The sequence below is a fragment of the Streptosporangium sp. NBC_01639 genome, assembly GCF_045209755.1.
GTDB lineage: Bacteria > Actinomycetota > Actinomycetes > Streptosporangiales > Streptosporangiaceae > Streptosporangium.
The window spans coordinates 2,615,420-2,633,705 of sequence record NZ_CP109272.1; the positions used below are offsets into that span (position 1 = coordinate 2,615,420).

At 69.7% G+C, this 18,286-nt stretch carries 20 protein-coding genes; 3 read left to right on the forward strand and 17 right to left on the reverse strand.

Annotated elements, in window-relative coordinates:
- The first annotated feature begins 30 nt into the window (after positions 1-30).
- A complete protein-coding gene (locus tag OHA77_RS11725) occupies positions 31-1,113 on the forward strand; it encodes a suppressor of fused domain protein (protein WP_406318029.1) in 1,083 nt (360 codons plus the stop codon).
- A gap of 225 nt (positions 1,114-1,338) precedes the next feature.
- On the opposite strand, the gene OHA77_RS11730 is transcribed toward OHA77_RS11725, so the two are convergent.
- The 6 genes from OHA77_RS11730 to OHA77_RS11755 form a co-directional block, all read right to left on the reverse strand.
- Entirely contained in the window at positions 1,339-2,085 is a 747-nt protein-coding gene (locus tag OHA77_RS11730) for a phosphatidate cytidylyltransferase (protein WP_406318030.1), read from the reverse strand.
- Positions 2,086-2,234: 149 nt separating this feature from the next.
- Positions 2,235-2,792, reverse strand: coding sequence for a ribosome recycling factor (gene frr / locus OHA77_RS11735; RefSeq protein ID WP_326820595.1), 558 nt, complete (start codon positions 2,790-2,792; stop codon positions 2,235-2,237).
- Between the two features lie 215 nt (positions 2,793-3,007).
- The gene (gene pyrH, locus OHA77_RS11740; protein ID WP_326820594.1) at positions 3,008-3,706 is read right to left on the reverse strand and encodes a UMP kinase; all 699 of its coding nucleotides are present in this window, start codon (positions 3,704-3,706) and stop codon (positions 3,008-3,010) included.
- A gap of 128 nt (positions 3,707-3,834) precedes the next feature.
- The gene (gene tsf, locus OHA77_RS11745) at positions 3,835-4,668 is read right to left on the reverse strand and encodes a translation elongation factor Ts (RefSeq protein WP_406318032.1); all 834 of its coding nucleotides are present in this window, start codon (positions 4,666-4,668) and stop codon (positions 3,835-3,837) included.
- Between the two features lie 107 nt (positions 4,669-4,775).
- Positions 4,776-5,753 (reverse strand): 30S ribosomal protein S2, encoded by a 978-nt coding sequence (gene rpsB, locus OHA77_RS11750; RefSeq protein WP_406318034.1) that lies wholly within the window; start codon positions 5,751-5,753, stop codon positions 4,776-4,778.
- Between the two features lie 278 nt (positions 5,754-6,031).
- Entirely contained in the window at positions 6,032-6,634 is a 603-nt protein-coding gene (locus tag OHA77_RS11755; RefSeq protein ID WP_406318035.1) for an ArsR/SmtB family transcription factor, read from the reverse strand.
- A 102-nt stretch (positions 6,635-6,736) separates the two neighbouring features.
- Between OHA77_RS11755 and OHA77_RS11760 the strand changes: the two genes are divergently transcribed.
- Entirely contained in the window at positions 6,737-7,978 is a 1,242-nt protein-coding gene (locus OHA77_RS11760) for an MFS transporter (protein ID WP_406318036.1), read from the forward strand.
- Here OHA77_RS11760 and OHA77_RS11765 read toward each other — a convergent pair.
- Positions 7,917-9,263, reverse strand: a complete 1,347-nt coding sequence (locus OHA77_RS11765) for an APC family permease (RefSeq protein WP_406318037.1) — start codon at positions 9,261-9,263, stop codon at positions 7,917-7,919. The two genes, OHA77_RS11760 and OHA77_RS11765, sit on opposite strands and share 62 nt — an antisense overlap.
- A 174-nt stretch (positions 9,264-9,437) precedes the next feature.
- Here OHA77_RS11765 and OHA77_RS11770 point away from each other — a divergent pair, with 174 nt between their 5' ends.
- The gene (locus OHA77_RS11770) at positions 9,438-9,989 is read left to right on the forward strand and encodes a murein hydrolase activator EnvC family protein (protein WP_406318039.1); all 552 of its coding nucleotides are present in this window, start codon (positions 9,438-9,440) and stop codon (positions 9,987-9,989) included.
- Positions 9,990-10,243: 254 nt separating this feature from the next.
- Here OHA77_RS11770 and dprA read toward each other — a convergent pair whose 3' ends face one another.
- From dprA to rimM, 10 genes are all read right to left on the reverse strand, one after another.
- A complete protein-coding gene (gene dprA / locus OHA77_RS11775; RefSeq protein ID WP_406318040.1) occupies positions 10,244-11,425 on the reverse strand; it encodes a DNA-processing protein DprA in 1,182 nt (393 codons plus the stop codon).
- On the reverse strand, positions 11,422-13,005 hold the full coding sequence (locus OHA77_RS11780; RefSeq protein ID WP_406318041.1) for a YifB family Mg chelatase-like AAA ATPase: 1,584 nt from the start codon (positions 13,003-13,005) through the stop codon (positions 11,422-11,424). Before OHA77_RS11780 ends, dprA begins: the two co-directional genes overlap by 4 nt.
- A 66-nt stretch (positions 13,006-13,071) precedes the next feature.
- Positions 13,072-13,425 carry a YraN family protein gene (locus OHA77_RS11785; protein ID WP_406318043.1) on the reverse strand — a complete coding sequence of 118 codons (354 nt, stop codon included), beginning with the start codon at positions 13,423-13,425 and terminating at the stop codon, positions 13,072-13,074.
- Positions 13,426-13,534: 109 nt separating this feature from the next.
- Positions 13,535-13,858, reverse strand: coding sequence for a DUF2469 domain-containing protein (locus tag OHA77_RS11790; RefSeq protein WP_326820584.1), 324 nt, complete (start codon positions 13,856-13,858; stop codon positions 13,535-13,537).
- Between the two features lie 38 nt (positions 13,859-13,896).
- Positions 13,897-14,583 (reverse strand): ribonuclease HII, encoded by a 687-nt coding sequence (locus tag OHA77_RS11795; protein WP_326820583.1) that lies wholly within the window; start codon positions 14,581-14,583, stop codon positions 13,897-13,899.
- A 111-nt stretch (positions 14,584-14,694) separates the two neighbouring features.
- Positions 14,695-15,336 (reverse strand): signal peptidase I, encoded by a 642-nt coding sequence (gene lepB, locus OHA77_RS11800; protein WP_406318044.1) that lies wholly within the window; start codon positions 15,334-15,336, stop codon positions 14,695-14,697.
- Positions 15,337-15,345: 9 nt separating this feature from the next.
- Complete coding sequence (gene lepB, locus OHA77_RS11805; protein ID WP_406318046.1) at positions 15,346-16,215, reverse strand: signal peptidase I; 870 nt, start codon at positions 16,213-16,215, stop codon at positions 15,346-15,348.
- Positions 16,216-16,365: 150 nt separating this feature from the next.
- Entirely contained in the window at positions 16,366-16,719 is a 354-nt protein-coding gene (gene rplS, locus OHA77_RS11810; RefSeq protein ID WP_326820580.1) for a 50S ribosomal protein L19, read from the reverse strand.
- A 247-nt stretch (positions 16,720-16,966) separates the two neighbouring features.
- The gene (trmD, locus tag OHA77_RS11815) at positions 16,967-17,734 is read right to left on the reverse strand and encodes a tRNA (guanosine(37)-N1)-methyltransferase TrmD (protein WP_326820579.1); all 768 of its coding nucleotides are present in this window, start codon (positions 17,732-17,734) and stop codon (positions 16,967-16,969) included.
- A gap of 1 nt (position 17,735) precedes the next feature.
- A complete protein-coding gene (gene rimM, locus OHA77_RS11820) occupies positions 17,736-18,251 on the reverse strand; it encodes a ribosome maturation factor RimM (protein ID WP_406318047.1) in 516 nt (171 codons plus the stop codon).
- Positions 18,252-18,286: the final 35 nt, after the last annotated feature.

Genomic DNA, 18,286 nt, shown 5'->3' on the forward strand with positions numbered 1-18,286 from the left:
GTACTCGACTCTGATCTAGAGTCCGGAGGTATGGCGACAATCCGGCCCTCAGGCGAGCGGGGAAACGGCGTCGAGGTCGTGCTCACCGACGTCAATCCCTATGGGAGTCGCACCCTGGTGGTCGAACGCGACGAGACTTCCTCGGTAGCTTACCTGTGCGAGCCCGGAGGGACGGTGCACGGAGCGGTATGGCTGGCCAATCACGGCCCGGCTCCGGCGGCGATCGACCTGAACCGGCTGAACTCCGAGCTGCCTCCGACGGTGCCCCGGGCGAACACCCGGCACCCCGACGGCAGGCCGCCGCTGGGCACGCTGCGACCGCTGTGGTTCGAGGAGGGCGACGGCGTCGCCCTGTACGAGAACGACGAACTGCTCGCGGTCATTCCGGGCTGGGCCGACATGAGCAGGGGCATGCCGGGCTACTCCCGCGACGCGGTGGGCGAGTCGCCGTTCGCCTGGTCGCTGGAGGACGCCCATGAGGGCCTGGCCCTCCGGCTGGCCAAGGCCCGGTCCTACTGGGACTGGCGGGGCGGCGACGGCGCCTGGACACACTTCCAGCAGTTCGTGATGGGCCATCTGGACCGGACGGCCGGCACCCCGGGCCGGTTCTGGGACGCCGGCGGCGACCGGTTGCCGACCATCGGCATCACCGAGCGGCCTCCGGAACGGGACCGGGAGCACACGATCCTGTCGACCGTGGGGATGAGCTGCCAGCGGATGCCCACCGTGGAGCAGTACATCGACCGGCCGGACGCCTACGCGCGGGTGGAGCTCGCCGTCGCCACGGCCGGCGACGCGCGGGACGCGGCCCGGCTCTTCCTGTGGCTGGGCCAGTATCCCTGGCACTCGGTCACCTGGCTCGGGCACGGCCACACCGCGAAGTGGTATCACCGGCCGGAGACGTTCCCACTGGGCTCCGCCTACAGCGGCGTCATCCTGCTGACCGACCTGCCGGGCCTGCCCGACCTGTCGGGCTTCACCTTCGGCGGGGACGCCGTACGGTGGCTCTGGCCCGTCCCGATCACCGCCGACGAGCTGCGTCTGGTCGCGGAGAGCGGCTACCGGACGCTGCTCCCCCGGCTGTCGGCCGAGCGGCTCACCCAAGCGAGGTGACCGCACCGCCCAAGCCGCACCACCCAGACCGAACCGCCCGAACCGCACCGCCCGAACCGCACCGCCCGAACCGCACCGCCCAGACCGAACCGCTCAGACCGAACCGCTCAGACCGAACCGCTGGAGCGCGCCGCCCAGACCGCACCGCTCGGTCCACGCCGTACGGTTTCGCGGGAGTGCCCCAGGGCGAGGTGCGGACAGGGACCCAAGCACGGAGGCGGTGGCTCAGACGAGCAGGGTGAGCAGCGCCCAGACCGGGATCAGCGCGGACACGAGAGAGTCGAGCCGGTCCATCAGACCACCGTGGCCGGGCAGTACGCTGCCCATGTCCTTGACCCCGAGGTCACGCTTGATCACCGACTCCACCAGGTCGCCGAGCGTGGCGAAGACCACCACGACGGCACCGATCAGCACGCCCTTCCAGACGGCGTCGTCCAGCAGCCATGCCACCAGCCAGCCGCCCACGGCCATGCATGCCAGCGCCGACCCGGCGAAACCCTCCCAGGTCTTCTTCGGGCTGATCAGCGGAGACATCCTGTGCTTGCCGAGCGAGATCCCCGCGAAGTATCCGCCGACGTCGCTGGCGACCGTGGTGGCGATGAAGACGACCACCCGGTCGGGGCCGTCGAGCGGGTGTGCGAGCAGCAGCGCCACGAATCCGGCGAGCAGCGCGGGATAGACCGTGACCAGGATGGTGGCGGTGATGTCGCGGACATAACCGTCGGTGCCCTGGAACATCCGCCAGATCATCAGGACGAGCACGGTCATGGCGAAGATGCCGACCAGCCACGCCGGGCCGCCCTGGTAGGCGCCGCCGATCATGGCGGCCATGCCGACCAGCACGGGGATCAACGGAACGTGGACGTCTCTGGCCGCGAACGACTTGACCAGTTCTGTCACACCGATGCCCACGGCCGCGATCACCACGACGAGGAAGAGCACTTTGACGAAGTAGAGGGAGCCGATGCTCACAGCTCCCAGACCGGCACCCACCGCGATCGCGACGGGAAGATTCCGGCCGGTACGGCTACCGCCCGCCGCAGGTTCCAAGGGGGTCCTACTCTCATACACAAAATCCTTGTCCCGCGCGAGTGGCCCACGCGAGACAAGGATCCCAGGGATCAGACTTCGAGCAGCTCGGCTTCCTTGTGCTTGAGCAGCTCATCGATCTTGGCTACGTGCTTCTGGGTGAGGTCGTCGAGCTCCTTCTCCGCGCGACGCACCTCGTCCTCACCGGCCTCGCTGTCCTTGACCATCTTGTCAAGGGTCTCCTTGGCGCTGCGGCGGATGTTGCGAATGGAGACCCTGGAGTGCTCTGCCTTGTTCCGGGCGACCTTGATGTACTCCTTGCGGCGCTCCTCCGACAGCTCCGGGAAGGCCACTCGGATGACCTGGCCGTCGTTGCCGGGGTTCACACCGAGGTCGGAGTTGCGGATCGCCTTCTCGATCGCGGCCATCGAGCCCTTGTCGAAGGGCTGAATGATGACCATACGAGCCTCGGGGACGTGGAACGAGGCCAGTTGCTGAATGGGAGTGGGTGTCCCGTAGTACTCAGCACTGATCTTGTTGAACATCGACGGGGTGACGCGGCCCGTGCGGATACTTGCGAAGTCGTCCTTCGCCACCGATACGGCCTTGTCCATCTTTTCCTCGGCTTCGAGGAGGGTTTCGTCGATCACAGCGGCTCCCTGTTATCTCGGTCACTCACCATTCCCCGCTCACTTCGCGGAACGCCGTCGCACCGGAGGCGTACCTCCGGCGAACACGTGTCGCGTACCGCTCCGCTCGCTGCGTCAGGCTCGCTCCCGTCCATCAGGTCGCTCACCTTCCCCACTCACTTCGCGGGACACTTCTGTGTCGCGTACCACTCCGCTCGCTGCGTCAGGCTCGCTCCCTATTTCCCTGCCGGACTCACCAGCGTGCCGATCTTTTCACCGCGCACCGCCCGCAGGATGTTGCCCTCGCCCATGAGGTCGAAGACGACGATGGGCAGACCGTTGTCCATGCACAGGCTGATGGCGGTGGCGTCCATCACCCCGAGACCGCGGGTCAGCACCTCACCATATTCGAGGTGGTCGAACCGGACGGCGTCGGGGTTCTTCCGGGGATCGGCGTCATAGACGCCGTCCACCTGGGTGCCCTTGAGCAGCGCCTCCGCCCCGATCTCCAGCGCACGCTGCGCGGCGCAGGTGTCGGTGGAGAAGAACGGTGAACCGAGTCCGGCCCCGAAGATGACCACACGCCCCTTCTCCAGGTGGCGGGTGGCGCGGCGGGGCAGGAAGGGCTCTGCGACCTGCTGCATGGTGATGGCCGTCTGGACGCGGGTGTCGATGCCCCGCTTCTCCAGGAAGTCCTGAAGGGCCAGGCAGTTGATCACCGTGCCGAGCATGCCCATGTAGTCGGCCCGGGCGCGGTCCATGCCACGCTCGGACAGGGCGGCGCCGCGGAACATGTTTCCGCCGCCGACCACGACCGCGACCTGCACGCCCTCACGGACAGCCTCGGCGATCGAGTCCGCGAGGTGACCGACCACGAGGGGATCGATTCCCAGCGCTTCCCGGCCGGCGAACGCCTCGCCCGACAGCTTCAACATGACCCGCTTCCAACGGAGCGGGCCCGAATACGACGAAACCGCCGACGTAGCGGGTTCTGGATTCTCCGACACGACGACGGCCTCCTCGTTTTGGTGCGCTGCTGCTACTGAGAGAAGCTGAGTTAAGCCTAAGCCTGACCAACCTTGAAGCGGACAAAGGCCTCGACCTTGACGCCGTTCTCATCGGCGAACTTGGCGATGGACTTCTTGTTGTCCTTCACGAAGGCCTGCTCCAGCAGGGTGAAGTCCTTGTACCAGCCGTTGACGCGGCCGTCGACGATCTTGCCGATGGCGGCCTCGGGCTTGCCCTCCTCGCGGGTCATCTCCTCGAAGAGCGCGCGCTCCTTCTCGATGACATCGGCGGGGACGGCGTCGGGGTTGAGGTACTTCGGGGCCATCGCGGCGGCGTGCTGCGCGATGTCCTTGGCGACCTGGGCGTTGGGGGCGTCGAGCTGCACGAGCACGCCGACCGTGGGCGGAAGCTGCGGGTCGGTCTTGTGCATGTAGGAGCCGACGAAGGCGCCCTCGAGCACCGCGAAACGGCGGATCTCGATCTTCTCGCCGAGCGCGGCGTTGGCCTCGTCCAGGTGCTCCTTGACGGGCTTGCCGTCCAGCTCGGATTCGAGCAGGGAGGGCACGTCAGCCGGTCGGCCGGCCAGGATGTGCGCGACGACCTGGGCTGCGAGCTCCTGGAAGCGCTCACCCTTGGCGACGAAGTCGGTCTCGCAGTTGAGCTCGAGCAGCGCGGCGGCGGAGTCGCCGTCCTGCTTCAGGGCGACCAGGCCGTTGGAGGCGGTGCGGGCCTCGCGCTTGCCGACATCCTTGGCGCCCTTGAGACGCAGGAGCTCGACGGCGCGGTCGAAGTCGCCCTCGGACTCCTCAAGAGCCTTCTTGCAGTCCATCATGCCGGCGGCGGTCAGCTCACGAAGCCGCTTGACGTCGGCCATGTTCACGGAAGCCATTGTCTTTCCTCGTGGGAATCGTCGTGGATCGGGTGGGTGCCCTCAGCTGAGCGCACCCACCCGGAAAGGGCCTTGCGGGTCGTACGGCCAGGCCGTACGGAAAGGACCTAGGCCTGCTTCTCGGCGTCGGCGTCGTTCTCGGCGGCCGGGGCGGCCGGGGCCTCAGCCTCGGCCTCAGCGGCCGGAGCCTCAGCGGCCGGAGCCTCGTCGGCGGGAGCCTCGGCGGCCGGAGCCTCGTCGGCGACCGGGGCGGCTTCGGCCTCGGCCTCGGCGGCCGGGGCCTCAGCGGCGGCCGGAGCGGCATCGCCGGCGAGCAGTTCCTGCTCCCACTCGGCCAGCGGCTCGGCGCCACCGGCGACGGCCGGCTTGTCGTCGCCGCGGTTGGCGCCGGCGCGGGCCATGAGGCCTGCGGCGACGGCGTCGGCGACGACGCGGGTCAGCAGGCCGACGGCGCGGATGGCGTCGTCGTTACCCGGAATCGGGTAGTCGACCTCGTCCGGGTCGCAGTTGGTGTCGAGGATCGCGACGACCGGGATGTTGAGCTTGCGGGCCTCGCTGATCCCGATGTGCTCCTTCTTGGTGTCGACGACCCACACCGCGCTGGGCACGCGGGACATGTCGCGGATACCGCCGAGGGTGCGCTCCAGCTTCTCCTTCTCACGCCGGCGCATGAGGAGCTCCTTCTTGGTGAGCCCCGACGCGGCCACGTTGTCGAAGTCGAGCTCCTCGAGCTCCTTCAGACGCTGAAGCCTCTTGTGCACGGTGGAGAAGTTGGTGAGCATGCCACCCAGCCAGCGCTGGTTGACGTACGGCATGCCGACGCGCGCGGCCTGCTCGGCGATGGCCTCCTGGGCCTGCTTCTTCGTGCCGATGAACATGATCGTGCCGCCGTGCGCGACGGTCTCCTTGACGAAGTCGTAGGCCCGGTCGATGAAGGCCAGCGACTTCTGCAGGTCGATGATGTAGATGCCGTTGCGCTCGGTGAAGATGAAGCGCTTCATCTTCGGGTTCCAGCGACGAGTCTGGTGACCGAAGTGGACGCCGCTCTCAAGCAGCTGTCGCATGGTGACGACGGGGGTGGACATGTGATTGTCCTCCAGGTCGGAGCGCCCGGACGGGCGCTGTTCTCGGTTGACGCGGCAGCCTGCGGCTGTCGCCCTGATGCCCCGAACCGGCTCCTGCCGGGTTCTCACCCGGACCGAGGGAACGATTCTTGACGGGGCATGCGAAGTCGGCCCGTGAGTGACAGGCCATCGAAAAGTGTACCCGCAACCGGCTCTTCCCCTGACCTCAGCGCGTCAAGGCCACCCTGATCATTCCTGATCATTCCGGGAGGGTCTTCCGGCCGGCACCGCCGTTCGGATCACTCGCGGGGGATTCCGTGCGGCCGCCGCTCGGCGCGCGGGAAGAGGCTCACCTGCGCCTCCGAGATCCGCGCCCCGGCCGGGACCTGGGCGCGCTCCCGGACGGTGGCCCGGTAGGGGGAGAGCAGTTCGTCGATCTGCTCGTTCAGCCGCCGCAGCTCCTCGGCGTCCACCAGCAGGAGGGTCCGGTGGAACACCGAGGCCGCCCGCCACTCGGGAGGCTCACGGTCGAAGTCGCTCATGGCCCGGGCCACCTCGTGCGCCGCCTGGTCGCGCACGGCTTTGATCAGCAGGTCCTTCGCCGCCCGGTCCTCGGGCCGGTCGTCCGGCTCGGGGCTGACGATGAAACTGCCACCGAGGGCGACCTGCCACAGCCGCTCCCTTCCGTCGCCGCGCGCCGGAGCGTCCTCCGCGAAGCCGTACTTGGCGAGCATGCGCAGGTGGTAGCTCGCCGCGCTCGGCGTGATGCCGACGACCTCGGCCACGTCGGTCGCGGTGGCGGACCCCTCGGTCTGGAGCCGGGTCAGGATGGCGAGCCGCGCGGGATGGGCGAGTGCGCGCATCGCCATGGGATCGGTGAGCGGCTTCCGTGCCTCGGTCATGTGCAAACCGTACCCATTTTCGGTCTGAAGGATTGCCTTCACAATTATGAAGGGTTATCTTCATAGTTGTGAAGCATTCCCTTCAGAAAGCGGCGTGATCCCGTGTTCCAGTCCCTCCCCCTGCGCAAGCAGCGCGACTACCGGCTGCTGCTGTCCGCCCGCGCCGTCTCCGAGACAGGGGCCGAGGTCACCCGGCTGGCCGTGCCGCTCACCGCCGCCACCCTGCTCGGCGCCTCCCCCACCCAGATGGGCATGCTCACCGCCGCCGCCTCGCTGCCCTACCTGCTGATCGGGCTGCAGGCGGGCGCGGTCGCCGACCGGCTGCGACGGCACCGCCCAGTCATGATCGGCTGCGAGCTGGTCTCGGCCGGCGCGATCGTCACGATCCCCGCGGCCTGGCTCGCCGGGCTGCTGACCGTGCCGTGGCTGATCGCGGTGACGTTCGTCGTCGGCACCTGTTCGGTGATCTTCCGGGCCTTCAACTTCCCCCACCTGGCCGTGGTGGTCCACGAGAGCCAGCGCCCCCAGGCCCTGGCCGGATTCCAGTCGGCCCACTCGCTCGCGGTCGTCGGCGGGCCCGGTCTTTCCGGTCTGCTGGTCCAGGCCGTCACCGCGCCCTTCGCGATGCTGATCGACGCGGTGTCCTTCCTGGTCTCGGCGCTCCTGATCCGCGGCATCAGGGCACCGGAGACCCACACGCCCGCTCCCCCGCGCGGCATATGGACAGAAATCCGTGAGGGCCTGCGCGCCGTGGTCGTGGACCCGACGCTGCGCGCGCTCTGCGGCTCCGGGATCACGGTCAACTTCTTCGGCAGCGCCTACATGGCACTCTTCGTGATCTACGCGCTCACCGTCCTGCGCCTGCCCGCCGGGATGGTCGGCGTGATCACCGCGTGCTTCGGCGTGGGCGGCCTGCTGGGCGCCCTCATCACCTCCCGCCTGGTCGAGCGGGTCGGCGAGAACCGGATGCTGACCTGCTCGGTGCTGCTGTTCCCGCTCGACTTCGTGGTCGCCGCCCTCGCCGACGGGCCGGTCTGGGCCATGTTCGCCCTCATGGCCGCCAGCGCGCTCATCAGCGGCGCGGCCGTCATCTCCTTCTCCATCTCCTTCGGCGCGATCACCCTCAGGGAGGCCCCCGCGGAGCTGCGCGGCCGGATCAACGCCACGATGGGCTTCGCGATGCAGGGCGTCCTCGCCCTCGGGGGTCTCTTCGGCGGCGTCATGGGCGAGCTGCTGGGTCTGCGCCCGGTGCTGTGGCTGTGCGCGGCGGGAGTGGCGCTCATCATGATCCCGACGATCTGGCTCTCCCCGCTGCGCCGTACCTCCGCACAGCGAGCACGATGAGCCCGGCGGCCAGCCAGACCAGACCGACGAGCTTGGCGAGGGAGCCGGCCAGAACGATGATCCAGATCGCGACCAGCGCACCGGCGATCGGCACCAGCAGGTGCCGCAGCCAGTCCCGGCTGCTGCGCCGGACCCGGAAATACCCGATCACGGAGGCGTGCAGCATCGTGAACGCCGCCAGCGCCCCGATGTCCACGACCGAGACCAGCACATCGAGGCCGTCGTCGCGGCTCGCCGCCCAGACCGAGACCACCAGCGTGACCGCCCCGGCGCTGAGCAGGGCCACCCGGGGCGTCCCCGACCTGGAGTCCACCGAGGAAAGCGCGTGGGGCAGCCCGCCGCCCCTGGCCATGCCGTACAACAGCCGTCCGGCCGCCGCCACCGCGGCCATCGCGGCGAACGCCGGGCCCACCGCCTTTGCGATCTTCATCAGGGTGGCCAGCCAGGGCGAGACCGACGCGCCGGTCACGTCGTAGAAGGCGGTGCCCTGCGCGGCGGGATGGGCGGCCAGTTCCGCCGGAGGCACCGGATCGAGCACCGCGGCCAGATAGGTCTGGAGCACGAACAGCACCCCGGCCACGCACAGGCAGAGCAGCACCGCCCTGCCCACCTGGCGGGAGTCGCCGGTCGTCTCCTCCGCGAAGGAGGCGATGGCGTCGAAGCCGAGGAACGACAGGACCGCGACCGAGACGGCCCCGATCACCGCGGTCATGGTGGTCCCCCCGACTCCGGTGAACGGCGACAGCCACGGTCTGACCGGTCCCTCACCGACCAGTACGGCCACCGCCATGACCACGAACACGGCCAGCACCACGATCTCCGCGATGAGAACGGCGAGGCCCACCCGGGCGGCCAGCCGCACTCCGGAGAGGTTCAGTGCCGTGGTGAGCACGAAGGCCAGGCCGGTGAAGACCCAGGCGGGAACCGCCGGGAAGAGCGCGTGCAGGGCGATGCCGGAGAAGAGGTACGCCACGCTGGGGATGAGCAGGTAGTCGAGCATCACCAGCCAGCCCGCCAGGAATCCCGCACGGTGTCCCAGTCCGGCCGAGGCGTAGGCGAACACCGACCCCGCCTCCGGCACCACCCGGGACATCTCGGCGTAGGAGACGGCGGTGAAGGCCATCGCGATCGTGGCGATGACGTAGACCAGCGCGACCGCGCCGCCGCTCTTGGCATCGAGCACTCCGAACACGCCCACCGGGGCAAGCGGCCCGATGAACAGCAGACCGTAGACGATCAGGTCCCGAACCGAGAGCGTGCGGCGCAGGACAACCGGTTCTCGCACGTCGTGTCCTTCCACGCGGGCCTCCTGTCCGAGGCTACGGGGGCGTCTCGGCGCGGGAAAGGGTGGGTGCACCGCTGCCACGGACAAGGGTGGCGTCCACAGCTCTGGATCCCCCGTCCACAGAATCCCGCTCGGCAGGCCTGGACCCGTCACGGATCTCCCATCCTCGGGAAGATGAATCGCTTCCGCACTCCCGGGACACGGGCTTCGCTATCCGCCCTGCTGTCCGCGCTGCTGCTCGCCGCACCGGAGGTCACGGGCGCACACGACATGGTCGGCCGGACCTCCCTGAGCCGGATGCCGGAGACCCCGGCCCGATGGGACTGGCCTCTCGCCGGGCGACCTCGCGTGCTCCGCGGCTTCGCGCCCCCGCCCCAGCCGTGGCTGGCCGGGCACCGAGGCGTCGACCTCGCCGCGACCCCCGGTGAGCGGGTCCGCGCGGCCGGAGCCGGGACGGTCGGTTACGCGGGGCCGCTCGCGGAGCGGGGGGTGGTGAGTGTGCTTCACGCCGACGGCCTGCGGACCACCTACCTGCCGCTCCGGTCGTCGGTGCGACGCGGGCAGCAGGTGGAACGGGGCGAGGTGATCGGCGTCGTCCAGGATGTTCCGGGGCACTGCCCGGCCAGCTGCCTGCACTGGGGCCTGCTCCGCGACCGCCTGTATCTCGATCCGCTGCTCCTGCTGGGACGGGGCCAGGTCCGGCTGCTGCCCCGCCGGCCCGCATAGCCGGACCGACTGCTGCCCCTGCTGCCCCTGCGGCCCGCGTAGCCGAACCGACGCCGGCCCCGCCGGCCCGCGTAACCAGACCGGCTGCTGCCCCTGCGGCCCGCGTAACCGGGCCGGCTGCTGCCTTCTAGCCCGCGTAGTCGGGCCGGCTCCGCGAAGGGACGAGCGGGCTCCGGGGCCGTGCCGGACGATCGGCGCCGCCCGCCGCTCCTTCGGCACGAGCCCACCGGGGCATCCAACCGGCCCCGGGATGCCTACCCGCCCGGCTTTCCGGGGCGTAGCCGCCAGCCCCGGGGAACACGCTCGACGTATCCGGCGGCGGCCAAGCCGCCAAGGCAGGACAGCACGGTCTCCAGGTCGACCCCCGCGGCCAGCGCTATCGTCGCCGGACCTGCCCCGGACCGGGCGGGCACCGCTTCGAGGACCGCGCGGGTCTCGGGATCCAGCCGGTCACGCGGGAGCACCGGGCCTCGTGGCTCGGGAGCCAGGTCCTCGCCCATCGCGCCGACGAGCTCGACCATCTCCTCGGGGGTGGTCACGCAGACGGCCGTCCCCTGACGGATCAACCGATGACAGCCCGCCGAGGTTTCCGAGGTCACCGGCCCCGGCACGGCGGCCAGATGACGGTTGAGCGCCACCGCGTGCCCCGCGGTGTTGAGCGCCCCGCTGCGCAGGGCCGCCTCGATCACCACGGTGCCCCGTGACAGCGCGGCGATGAGCCGGTTACGGACCAGGAAACGCGGCCGGGTCGGGTGGGCGCCCATCGGGCACTCGCTCACCAGCAGTCCCTGGGAACGGACTGCCGCAAACAGCGAATGGTGTGCGCTGGGATAGGCGACGTCGGCCCCGCAGGCGAGCACGGCGACGGTCGGCGTCCCGCCGGAGAGGGCGCCGCGGTGAGCCGCCCCGTCCACGCCGTACGCGCCTCCTGAGACGACGGTCCATCCGCGCTCGCTCAGCCCTGCCCCGAACTCCGCCGCGACGTGCGTGCCGTACGGCGTGACCGCCCGGGAGCCGACGACGGCGACGGACCGCAGGCAGGAGAAGCGCAGGTCGGCCTCACCGTGCAGCCAGAGGGCATGGGGGCGGGAGTCGCCCAGGTCGTCAAGCTGGGTCGGCCACCCGCGGTCGCCCGGAACCACCAGCCGGGCTCCGGCCCGCTCTCCTTCGTCCAGGTCGCGAGCGGGCTCGGCCGTCTCCAGCCGGGCCGCCCAGGAGGCGAACATCCGCTCAAGCCGGTCCGTGAGCCGCTCCCGCCGAGACCCTGTCTGGCAGTGGGAGGCCGCGAACCATCGGGCGAACTCAGGGTCCGGGTGCCCCTCCCTGATCTGTCCGACGGCGGCCTCAGGACCGCGTGAGGCGACGAGCCTGCCCATGACGGCGTCGCCCGGCTCGGCCAACCGCATCAGCGTGACTCGCGCGAGCCGGTCGCTCACCGTTCCTCCCCCAGCCACAGTCCGAGGGCGGCATTGGTCTCCTCGACTCCGGGCCTGTCCCTGCCGCCGAGGTCGGCCAGTGTCCAGGCCACCCTGATCACGCGGTCCAGGCCTCGGGCGCTCAGCTCGCCGCTGTCCAGGCACCGGAGCAGGGGCGACATCGCCTTCGGCGACGGACGGTGGTCGGCGTGGAGCGCCCGGGTCGGCATCTCCGCGTTGCACCGCCATGGCCTGCCCTCGAACCGTCTGGCGGCGCGTTCACGGGCGATGAGCACCCGCTCGGCCACCACCCGGCTGGGCTCGATGAACCGGCGGTCGGCGAGGAGCTCCCGCCGGGTCGACCGGTACAGGGTGGTCTTGACGTCGATCCGGTCCAGCAGCGGACCGGAGAGCCGGGCCAGGTAGCGGCGGCGGGCCGCGGGAGCGCAGCGGCACGGGTCGTCGGAGCCGGACGGCCGGGCGCAGGGGCACTGGTTGGCCGCCAGCACCAGCATGAACCGGGCGGGAAACGTGATCGAGCCCAGCGCCCTGGAGACCGTCACCCTGCCCGATTCGAGCGGCTGCCTGAGCGAGTCGAGGACGGTCCCCGAATATTCCGGGGCCTCGTCCATGAACAGGACACCCCGGTGCGCGAGTGACACCGCGCCCGGACGGATCATCCCGCTGCCCCCGCCGATCACGGCCGCGACGGTCGCGGTGTGGTGGGGAGCCACGAACGGCGGGCGGGTCAGCAGCGGGCGGTCCATGGGCAGCACCCCGGCGACGGAATGGATCGCGGTGACCTCGAGTGCCTCGTCCCGCTCCAGGGGCGGGAGCAGGGCGGGCAGCCGCTCGGCGAGCATCGTCTTGCCGGTGCCCGGCTGACCCAGCATCCAGAAGTTGTGGCCCCCCGCGGCGCAGACCTCCAGCGCACGGCGGGCGAAGGGCTGGCCCGCCACGTCCCCCAGGTCGGGGACGATCTCACCGGGGTCACCCGGGGAGGGCGACCGCGCACCATCCGCTCCGCCGCCCGGGTGGAGCGGCTCAGCGCACCGGGTGCCTCCGGGCACGGGCGCGGCGACCGGGTCGTCGCTGCGCAGCCGACTCACCAGCTCCCCGAGGTTGGCGACGGGGATCACGGTCACGTCCGGTACGAGACCGGCCTCTGCGGCGTTGTGCACGGGAACCACGACGGTGTCGGCACCGGCTCCGGCCGCCGCCAGCACGGCCGGCAGCACGCCCCGCACGGGTCTCACCGAACCGTCGAGGCCGAGCTCCCCCAGGAAGAACGGTTCGGCGACCCTGGCACGGGGCACGATGCCGGCCGCCGCGAGCAGGGCGACGGCGATCGCGAGATCGAAGACGCTTCCGCGTTTGGGGAGACTGGCGGGGAACAGGCTGACGGTGATCCGCGCGTCGGGCCACCCGTAACGGCTGTTGACCACGGCTGACCGGACCCGGTCCCGTGCCTCGCTCAGCGCGGTGTCCAGCATTCCGATGAGGTGCAGGCCGGCCATGCCGCTGCCGACGTCGGCCTCGACGTCGACAGGATGGCCGGTCACCCCGATCAGCGCGATGCAGCGGGTGCGTGCGACGGCCACTCACGCCACCCCCCTGACCCGGCGGGCGATCCAGGACAGCCCGGGGGCCGTCGGTCCGGAGGACATCTAGCACACCCCCCGCTCGTGGCGGATGGCGATGTCTCCGGCGAACCGCTCCAGGGCGATGACATCGACCCGGATCGAGTCGAACCGCTCGCACTGCGCGGCCAGCCACTTGCCGGAGAGCCTGCGCAGCCGGGCGAGCTTCACCTCGGTCACCGCCTCGAAGGCGGTGCCGTGGGTGCGGCCCGACCGGGTCTTCACCTCCACCACGACAAGCGACCGCCCCTCACGGGCGACCACGTCGATCTCTCCGTCCGGGCACCGCCAGTTGCGATCCAGGATCTGCATGCCCTGAGCCAGCAGATAGTCGACGGCGACCTGTTCACCGTGCCTGCCGAGCTCGTCCTTCGCGGCCATGGGACCACCTCCGGTCCCCGACCTTGGCTCAGCCCGGCCCGCCCCCAGCAGGCCGAATCCGATTCTGTGGATACCCGGTCAAGGACGGGCCGCGTCTGTGGAGAACGCCTTAACTGGAGAAGCCCTCCTTGGGCATCTCCAGGTCGGGCTTGGCAAGCTCCTCGACGTTGACGTCCTTGAAGGTGACCACACGGACGTTCTTCACGAACCTCGCCGGTCGGTACATGTCCCAGACCCAGGCGTCCTGCATCTTCACGTCGAAGAACACGTCACCGTTCTCGGCCGTCCGGACATCGAGATCGACGGAGTTGGTCAGATAGAAGCGCCGCTCCGTTTCGACGACGTAGCCGAACAGCCCGACGACGTCGCGGTATTCACGGTAAAGCTGCAGCTCCATCTCGGTTTCGTACTTTTCGAGATCTTCTGCGCTCATACCGGTCCTCCTGTTGCACGCCTTCCCGGTCCACCCGATCAGGTGGGACCGGCCCCCACTTCATTCTCACCCATCACCTCGCCCGACCCGGACCGCGCCACCGTCGCGAACGAGAATCGGTGGGCCGGACACGGGCCGTGCGCCTTGAGTGCCCTGCGATGACTCACGGTGCCATACCCCTTGTGCGCCGCGAAACCGTACTCGGGATGGTGGCCGTCCAGCGCGGTCATCATCCTGTCTCGCGTCACCTTCGCCACGATCGAGGCCGCCGCGACGCAGGCCGCCACCTGGTCACCCTTCCACACGCCGAGTGACGGCACGGGCAGGCCCGGCACGGGGAAGCCGTCGGTGAGCACGTAACCGGGCTCACCTGGCAACCGCGCGACGGCGCGGCGCATTCCCTCGATGTTGGATCTGTGCAGGCCACGCGCGTCGATCTCGGCCGGAGGGATCACCACCACGCTGACCGCCTCCGCGGCCGTCGTGATCATTCCGTACAGTTGCTCACGCCGGGCGGCCGTGAGCAGCTTGGAGTCGTTCAGACCGTCGATCCGGTGGCCGAGCACCACCGCGGCGACCACCAGCGGCCCCGCACAGGCCCCCCGGCCGGCCTCGTCGACCCCGGCCACGGGCCCCAGCCCGCGGCGCGTGAGAGCCCGCTCATAGCCGTACAGTCCCGCGTCGCGCCGGACCACACTCGGCGCAGGACGGAACGCGACTGTCATGGCAGCACGGCAGACACAGCGACCATGAGCCGAGAGTACGCCCCATCCGGACCGTTCGGTACCACTATCACCTACCGGGCGGGCAGGTCTCCTCCCAGGGAGGATCTCCGATCATCCCGGCTTGGTGAAGGCGTCCGGTCTGGCGAAGGTGTCCGGTGTCGAGAGGACGGTCATGCGGGAGAGCGGCCAGTAGATCGCGAAGGCCCGGCCGATCACGTCGTCCTCGGAGATCGTGCCGTCCCCCTCCATCTCCTCGTGGCTGCGCGAGTCACCGGAGGCGGAACGGTGGTCTCCCATGACCCACAGGCGGCCCCGGGGCACGACCTTCTCGAACTTGTCGCCCGAGGGGAAGTCATCGGGGTGCAGATAGGCCTTCTCGTCGATCGGGACCCCGTTGACGGTGATCCGCTTCTGGGCGTCGCAGCACTTCACGGTGTCACCGCCGATCGCGATGACCCGCTTGATGGTGTCGCCGCCCGGCCATCCCTCGAAGACCACCACGTCACCGCGCTCGCTCGCACCGTGCAACTGATTGACGACGACGCGGTCACCCTCGCGCAGGGTGTTCTCCATCGACTCCGAGGGGATCACGAAATTCTGGAAGACGAAGGCCTGCAGCAGCAGCGCCACCACCACGCCGGACACGATCAGAGTCAGCGACTCGCGCAGGCCTCCCTTGCGGGACGGCTTCCCCTTCGCCTTCTCGGGCTCCTTCTCGGACTCGGCGGATGTGTTGTCGGATTCCACAGACATGAGGTACGGCTACCGCCTTGAGATCCAGCGCCGACGCCACAGCACCAGCGGCGCAGCCCCCGCGAGACCCAGGAGAAGCGGGGCGGCCCCTCCGAGGGCGGCGGCCGCCTTGAGGGCGGGCTGCTGGAAGGTTTCAGGGATGGGGAGGATTTTCGCCCTGGAGAACGGCCACACGATCACGAAGGCCCGGCCGATCACCTTGTCCACCGGAATGGTCCCCTTTCCGGGGTCATCCAGGTGGGAGCGGGAGTCGAGGGAGACCGAACGGTGGTCGCCCATGACCCACAGACGATCCTGCGGGATCTTGGCCTCGAAGGTCCTGTCGGACGGAACGTCGCCCGGGTAGAGGTAGGACTCCTCGTCCAGGGGGACCCCGTTGACCGTGACCCGGCCCTGGACGTCACAGCACTTCACGGTGTCACCGGCGACACCGATGACGCGCTTGATGTAGTCCTTCTCGCCGGGGACCACGCCGAAGGCCGTGCCGATCCAGCGGAAGAACGCGGAGACCGGGTTGGACGGCTCCTCGAACGGCACCTCGCCGTCCCAGGAGTCGACGCCGGAGAACACCACGATGTCACCGCGCTCGATGGGGCGGGTGTGGTAGACGAGCTTGTTCACCAGGACCCGGTCGTTCGTCAGGAGGGTGTTCTCCATCGACTCCGACGGGATGTAGAACGCCTGGATCACAAAGCTCTTAATCACGAATGCGAGGACCAGCGCGACGGCGATCAGGACGGGGAGCTCCTTCCAGAAGGAGCCCTTCTTCTTGTCCTTGCCGCCGTCTGCGGTCTTCTGGGTGTCTTCGGCGACCACGTTCACCTCGTCCTCGACAGGTCGACGCGAGGCTGCGCCGTACTCCCGGTCTTCGCTAGTCATCGGGGACGAGCCTAGATGATGGCCGACATCGGCTCGTCTCCTGCCGGTTGGACACAGCTATGCGTCTTACCCATAGGAGGTCAAACCTCCTTGTACGGCACTGGCCCGCACCCCACGAAGGGGACGGGCCAGAACGATGGGCGGCGCAGCCTAGCGGGCGACGCGCTTCTCGCGGATGCGGGCGGCCTTGCCGCGCAGGTCACGCATGTAGTAGAGCTTGGCGCGGCGGACGTCGCCACGGGTCACCACGGTGATCTTCTCGATGACCGGGCTGTGCACCGGGAAGGTGCGCTCGACGCCGACGCTGTAGCTGACCTTGCGGACGGTGAAGGTCTCGCGGGCGCCACTGCCCTGGCGGCGCAGGACGAAGCCCTTGAAGACCTGGACACGGGAGCGGCTGCCCTCGATCACGCGGACGTGGACTTCGAGCGTGTCACCGGGACGGAAGTCCGGGACGTCGCTGCGGAGCGTGGCCTTCTCAAGCTCGGTGATCAGCGTGTGCATGGCAGTGGTACCTCATTTACGCGAGCACCCGGAGGTCCACCCGGCCGCGATCAAGCGGCGTCGCGATGGACACGCGTGCTGAATTGGACGGTGTCTTGGGAGTCAGGCCCATCTGCCCGACGGCGCGCGCCGGCCAGTGGACAGTCGGCGGCAACGGTTCAGTGTGCCATATTTTCGCGACCGACCGGAAATCAACCTGTCAAGGCCCGCCGTCGCGGCCCTCGGGCGGCGGCTCACGGCGCCGTGGTCAGCCGAGCAGGCCGAGCTCTTCGAGGACCTGCCGATCCCGCTTGTCCAGCCCCTCGGGATCGAGCGCCGCCAGCAGTTCGGGACGGTTCTTCGCGGTACGGCGGAGCGCCTCGTCCCGCCGCCATCGGGCGACCTTGCCGTGGTGGCCGGAGAGCAGGATCTCCGGGACCTCGTGTCCCCGCCACTCGGGCGGCTTGGTGTAGACCGGCCCTTCGAGGAGGTTCTCCATCGCACCGGGCGCGAACGAGTCGTCCACGGCCGAGTGGGCGTTGCCGAGCACTCCGGGCAGCAGCCGCCCGACGGCCTCGACCATCACCAGCACCGCCACCTCACCGCCGGCGAGCACGTAGTCACCGATGCCGACCTCGTCCACCCGCATGCGCGAGCCGTACTCGGCCATGACCCGGGAGTCGATGCCCTCGTAGCGGGCCGGGGTGAACAGCAGCCATGGTTCGGAGGCGTACTCCATGGCCAGCTTCTGGGTGAAGGGCACCCCGCTGGGGGTCGGCACGATGAGCCTGGGCCGCGTGGCGGGGTCGGTGGCGAGGACGGTGTCGATGGCCTCCCCCCAGGGGCCGGGCTTCATGACCATGCCGGGACCGCCGCCGTAGGGGGTGTCGTCCACCGTGTGGTGCACGTCGTGGGCCCAGTCGCGGAGTTGGTGGAGGCGGATGTCGAGGATGCCGCGCTCGCGGGCCTTTCCGATGAGGGAGACGTCGAGCGGGGCGAAGTACTCGGGGAAGATCGAGATGACGTCGATGCGCATGTCAGGCGATCGTGTCCGGATCGAGCAGCCCGGCGGGCCCGTCCACGACGAGGGTGCCCGCCTCCAGGTCGATCACCGGGACGATCGCCTTCACGAACGGCACGTAGACCTCGGTGCCGCCTCGGCTCACCACGAGCAGGTCCTGCCCGTGGTGGAGGACGTCGGCCACCTCTCCGACCGGCTCGCCGTCGGGGGTGACGACGGTGAGGCCGATGAGCTGGTGGTCGTAGAACTCGTCGGGGTCGTCCGGCGGCGGGATGTCCGCCGAGTCGACGACGAGCGTGGTGCCGCGGATCTCCTCGGCACGGTTGCGGTCGTTGACTCCCTCGAACCTGACCAGCAGGACGCCGGAGTGCCAGCGCCGGGACTCGACGACGAGCGGACCGGCCGACGCGGGGTCGGTGACGATGGCCGTACCCGGGGCGAAACGCCGCTCCGGGTCATCGGTGCGCACCTCCACGGACACGTCACCGCGGAGTCCGTGCGGGCGGCCGATCCGGCCGATGACAAGCTGCACGCCCGCCTCCCAAAATGTTCGTGTGTCGCAGAAAG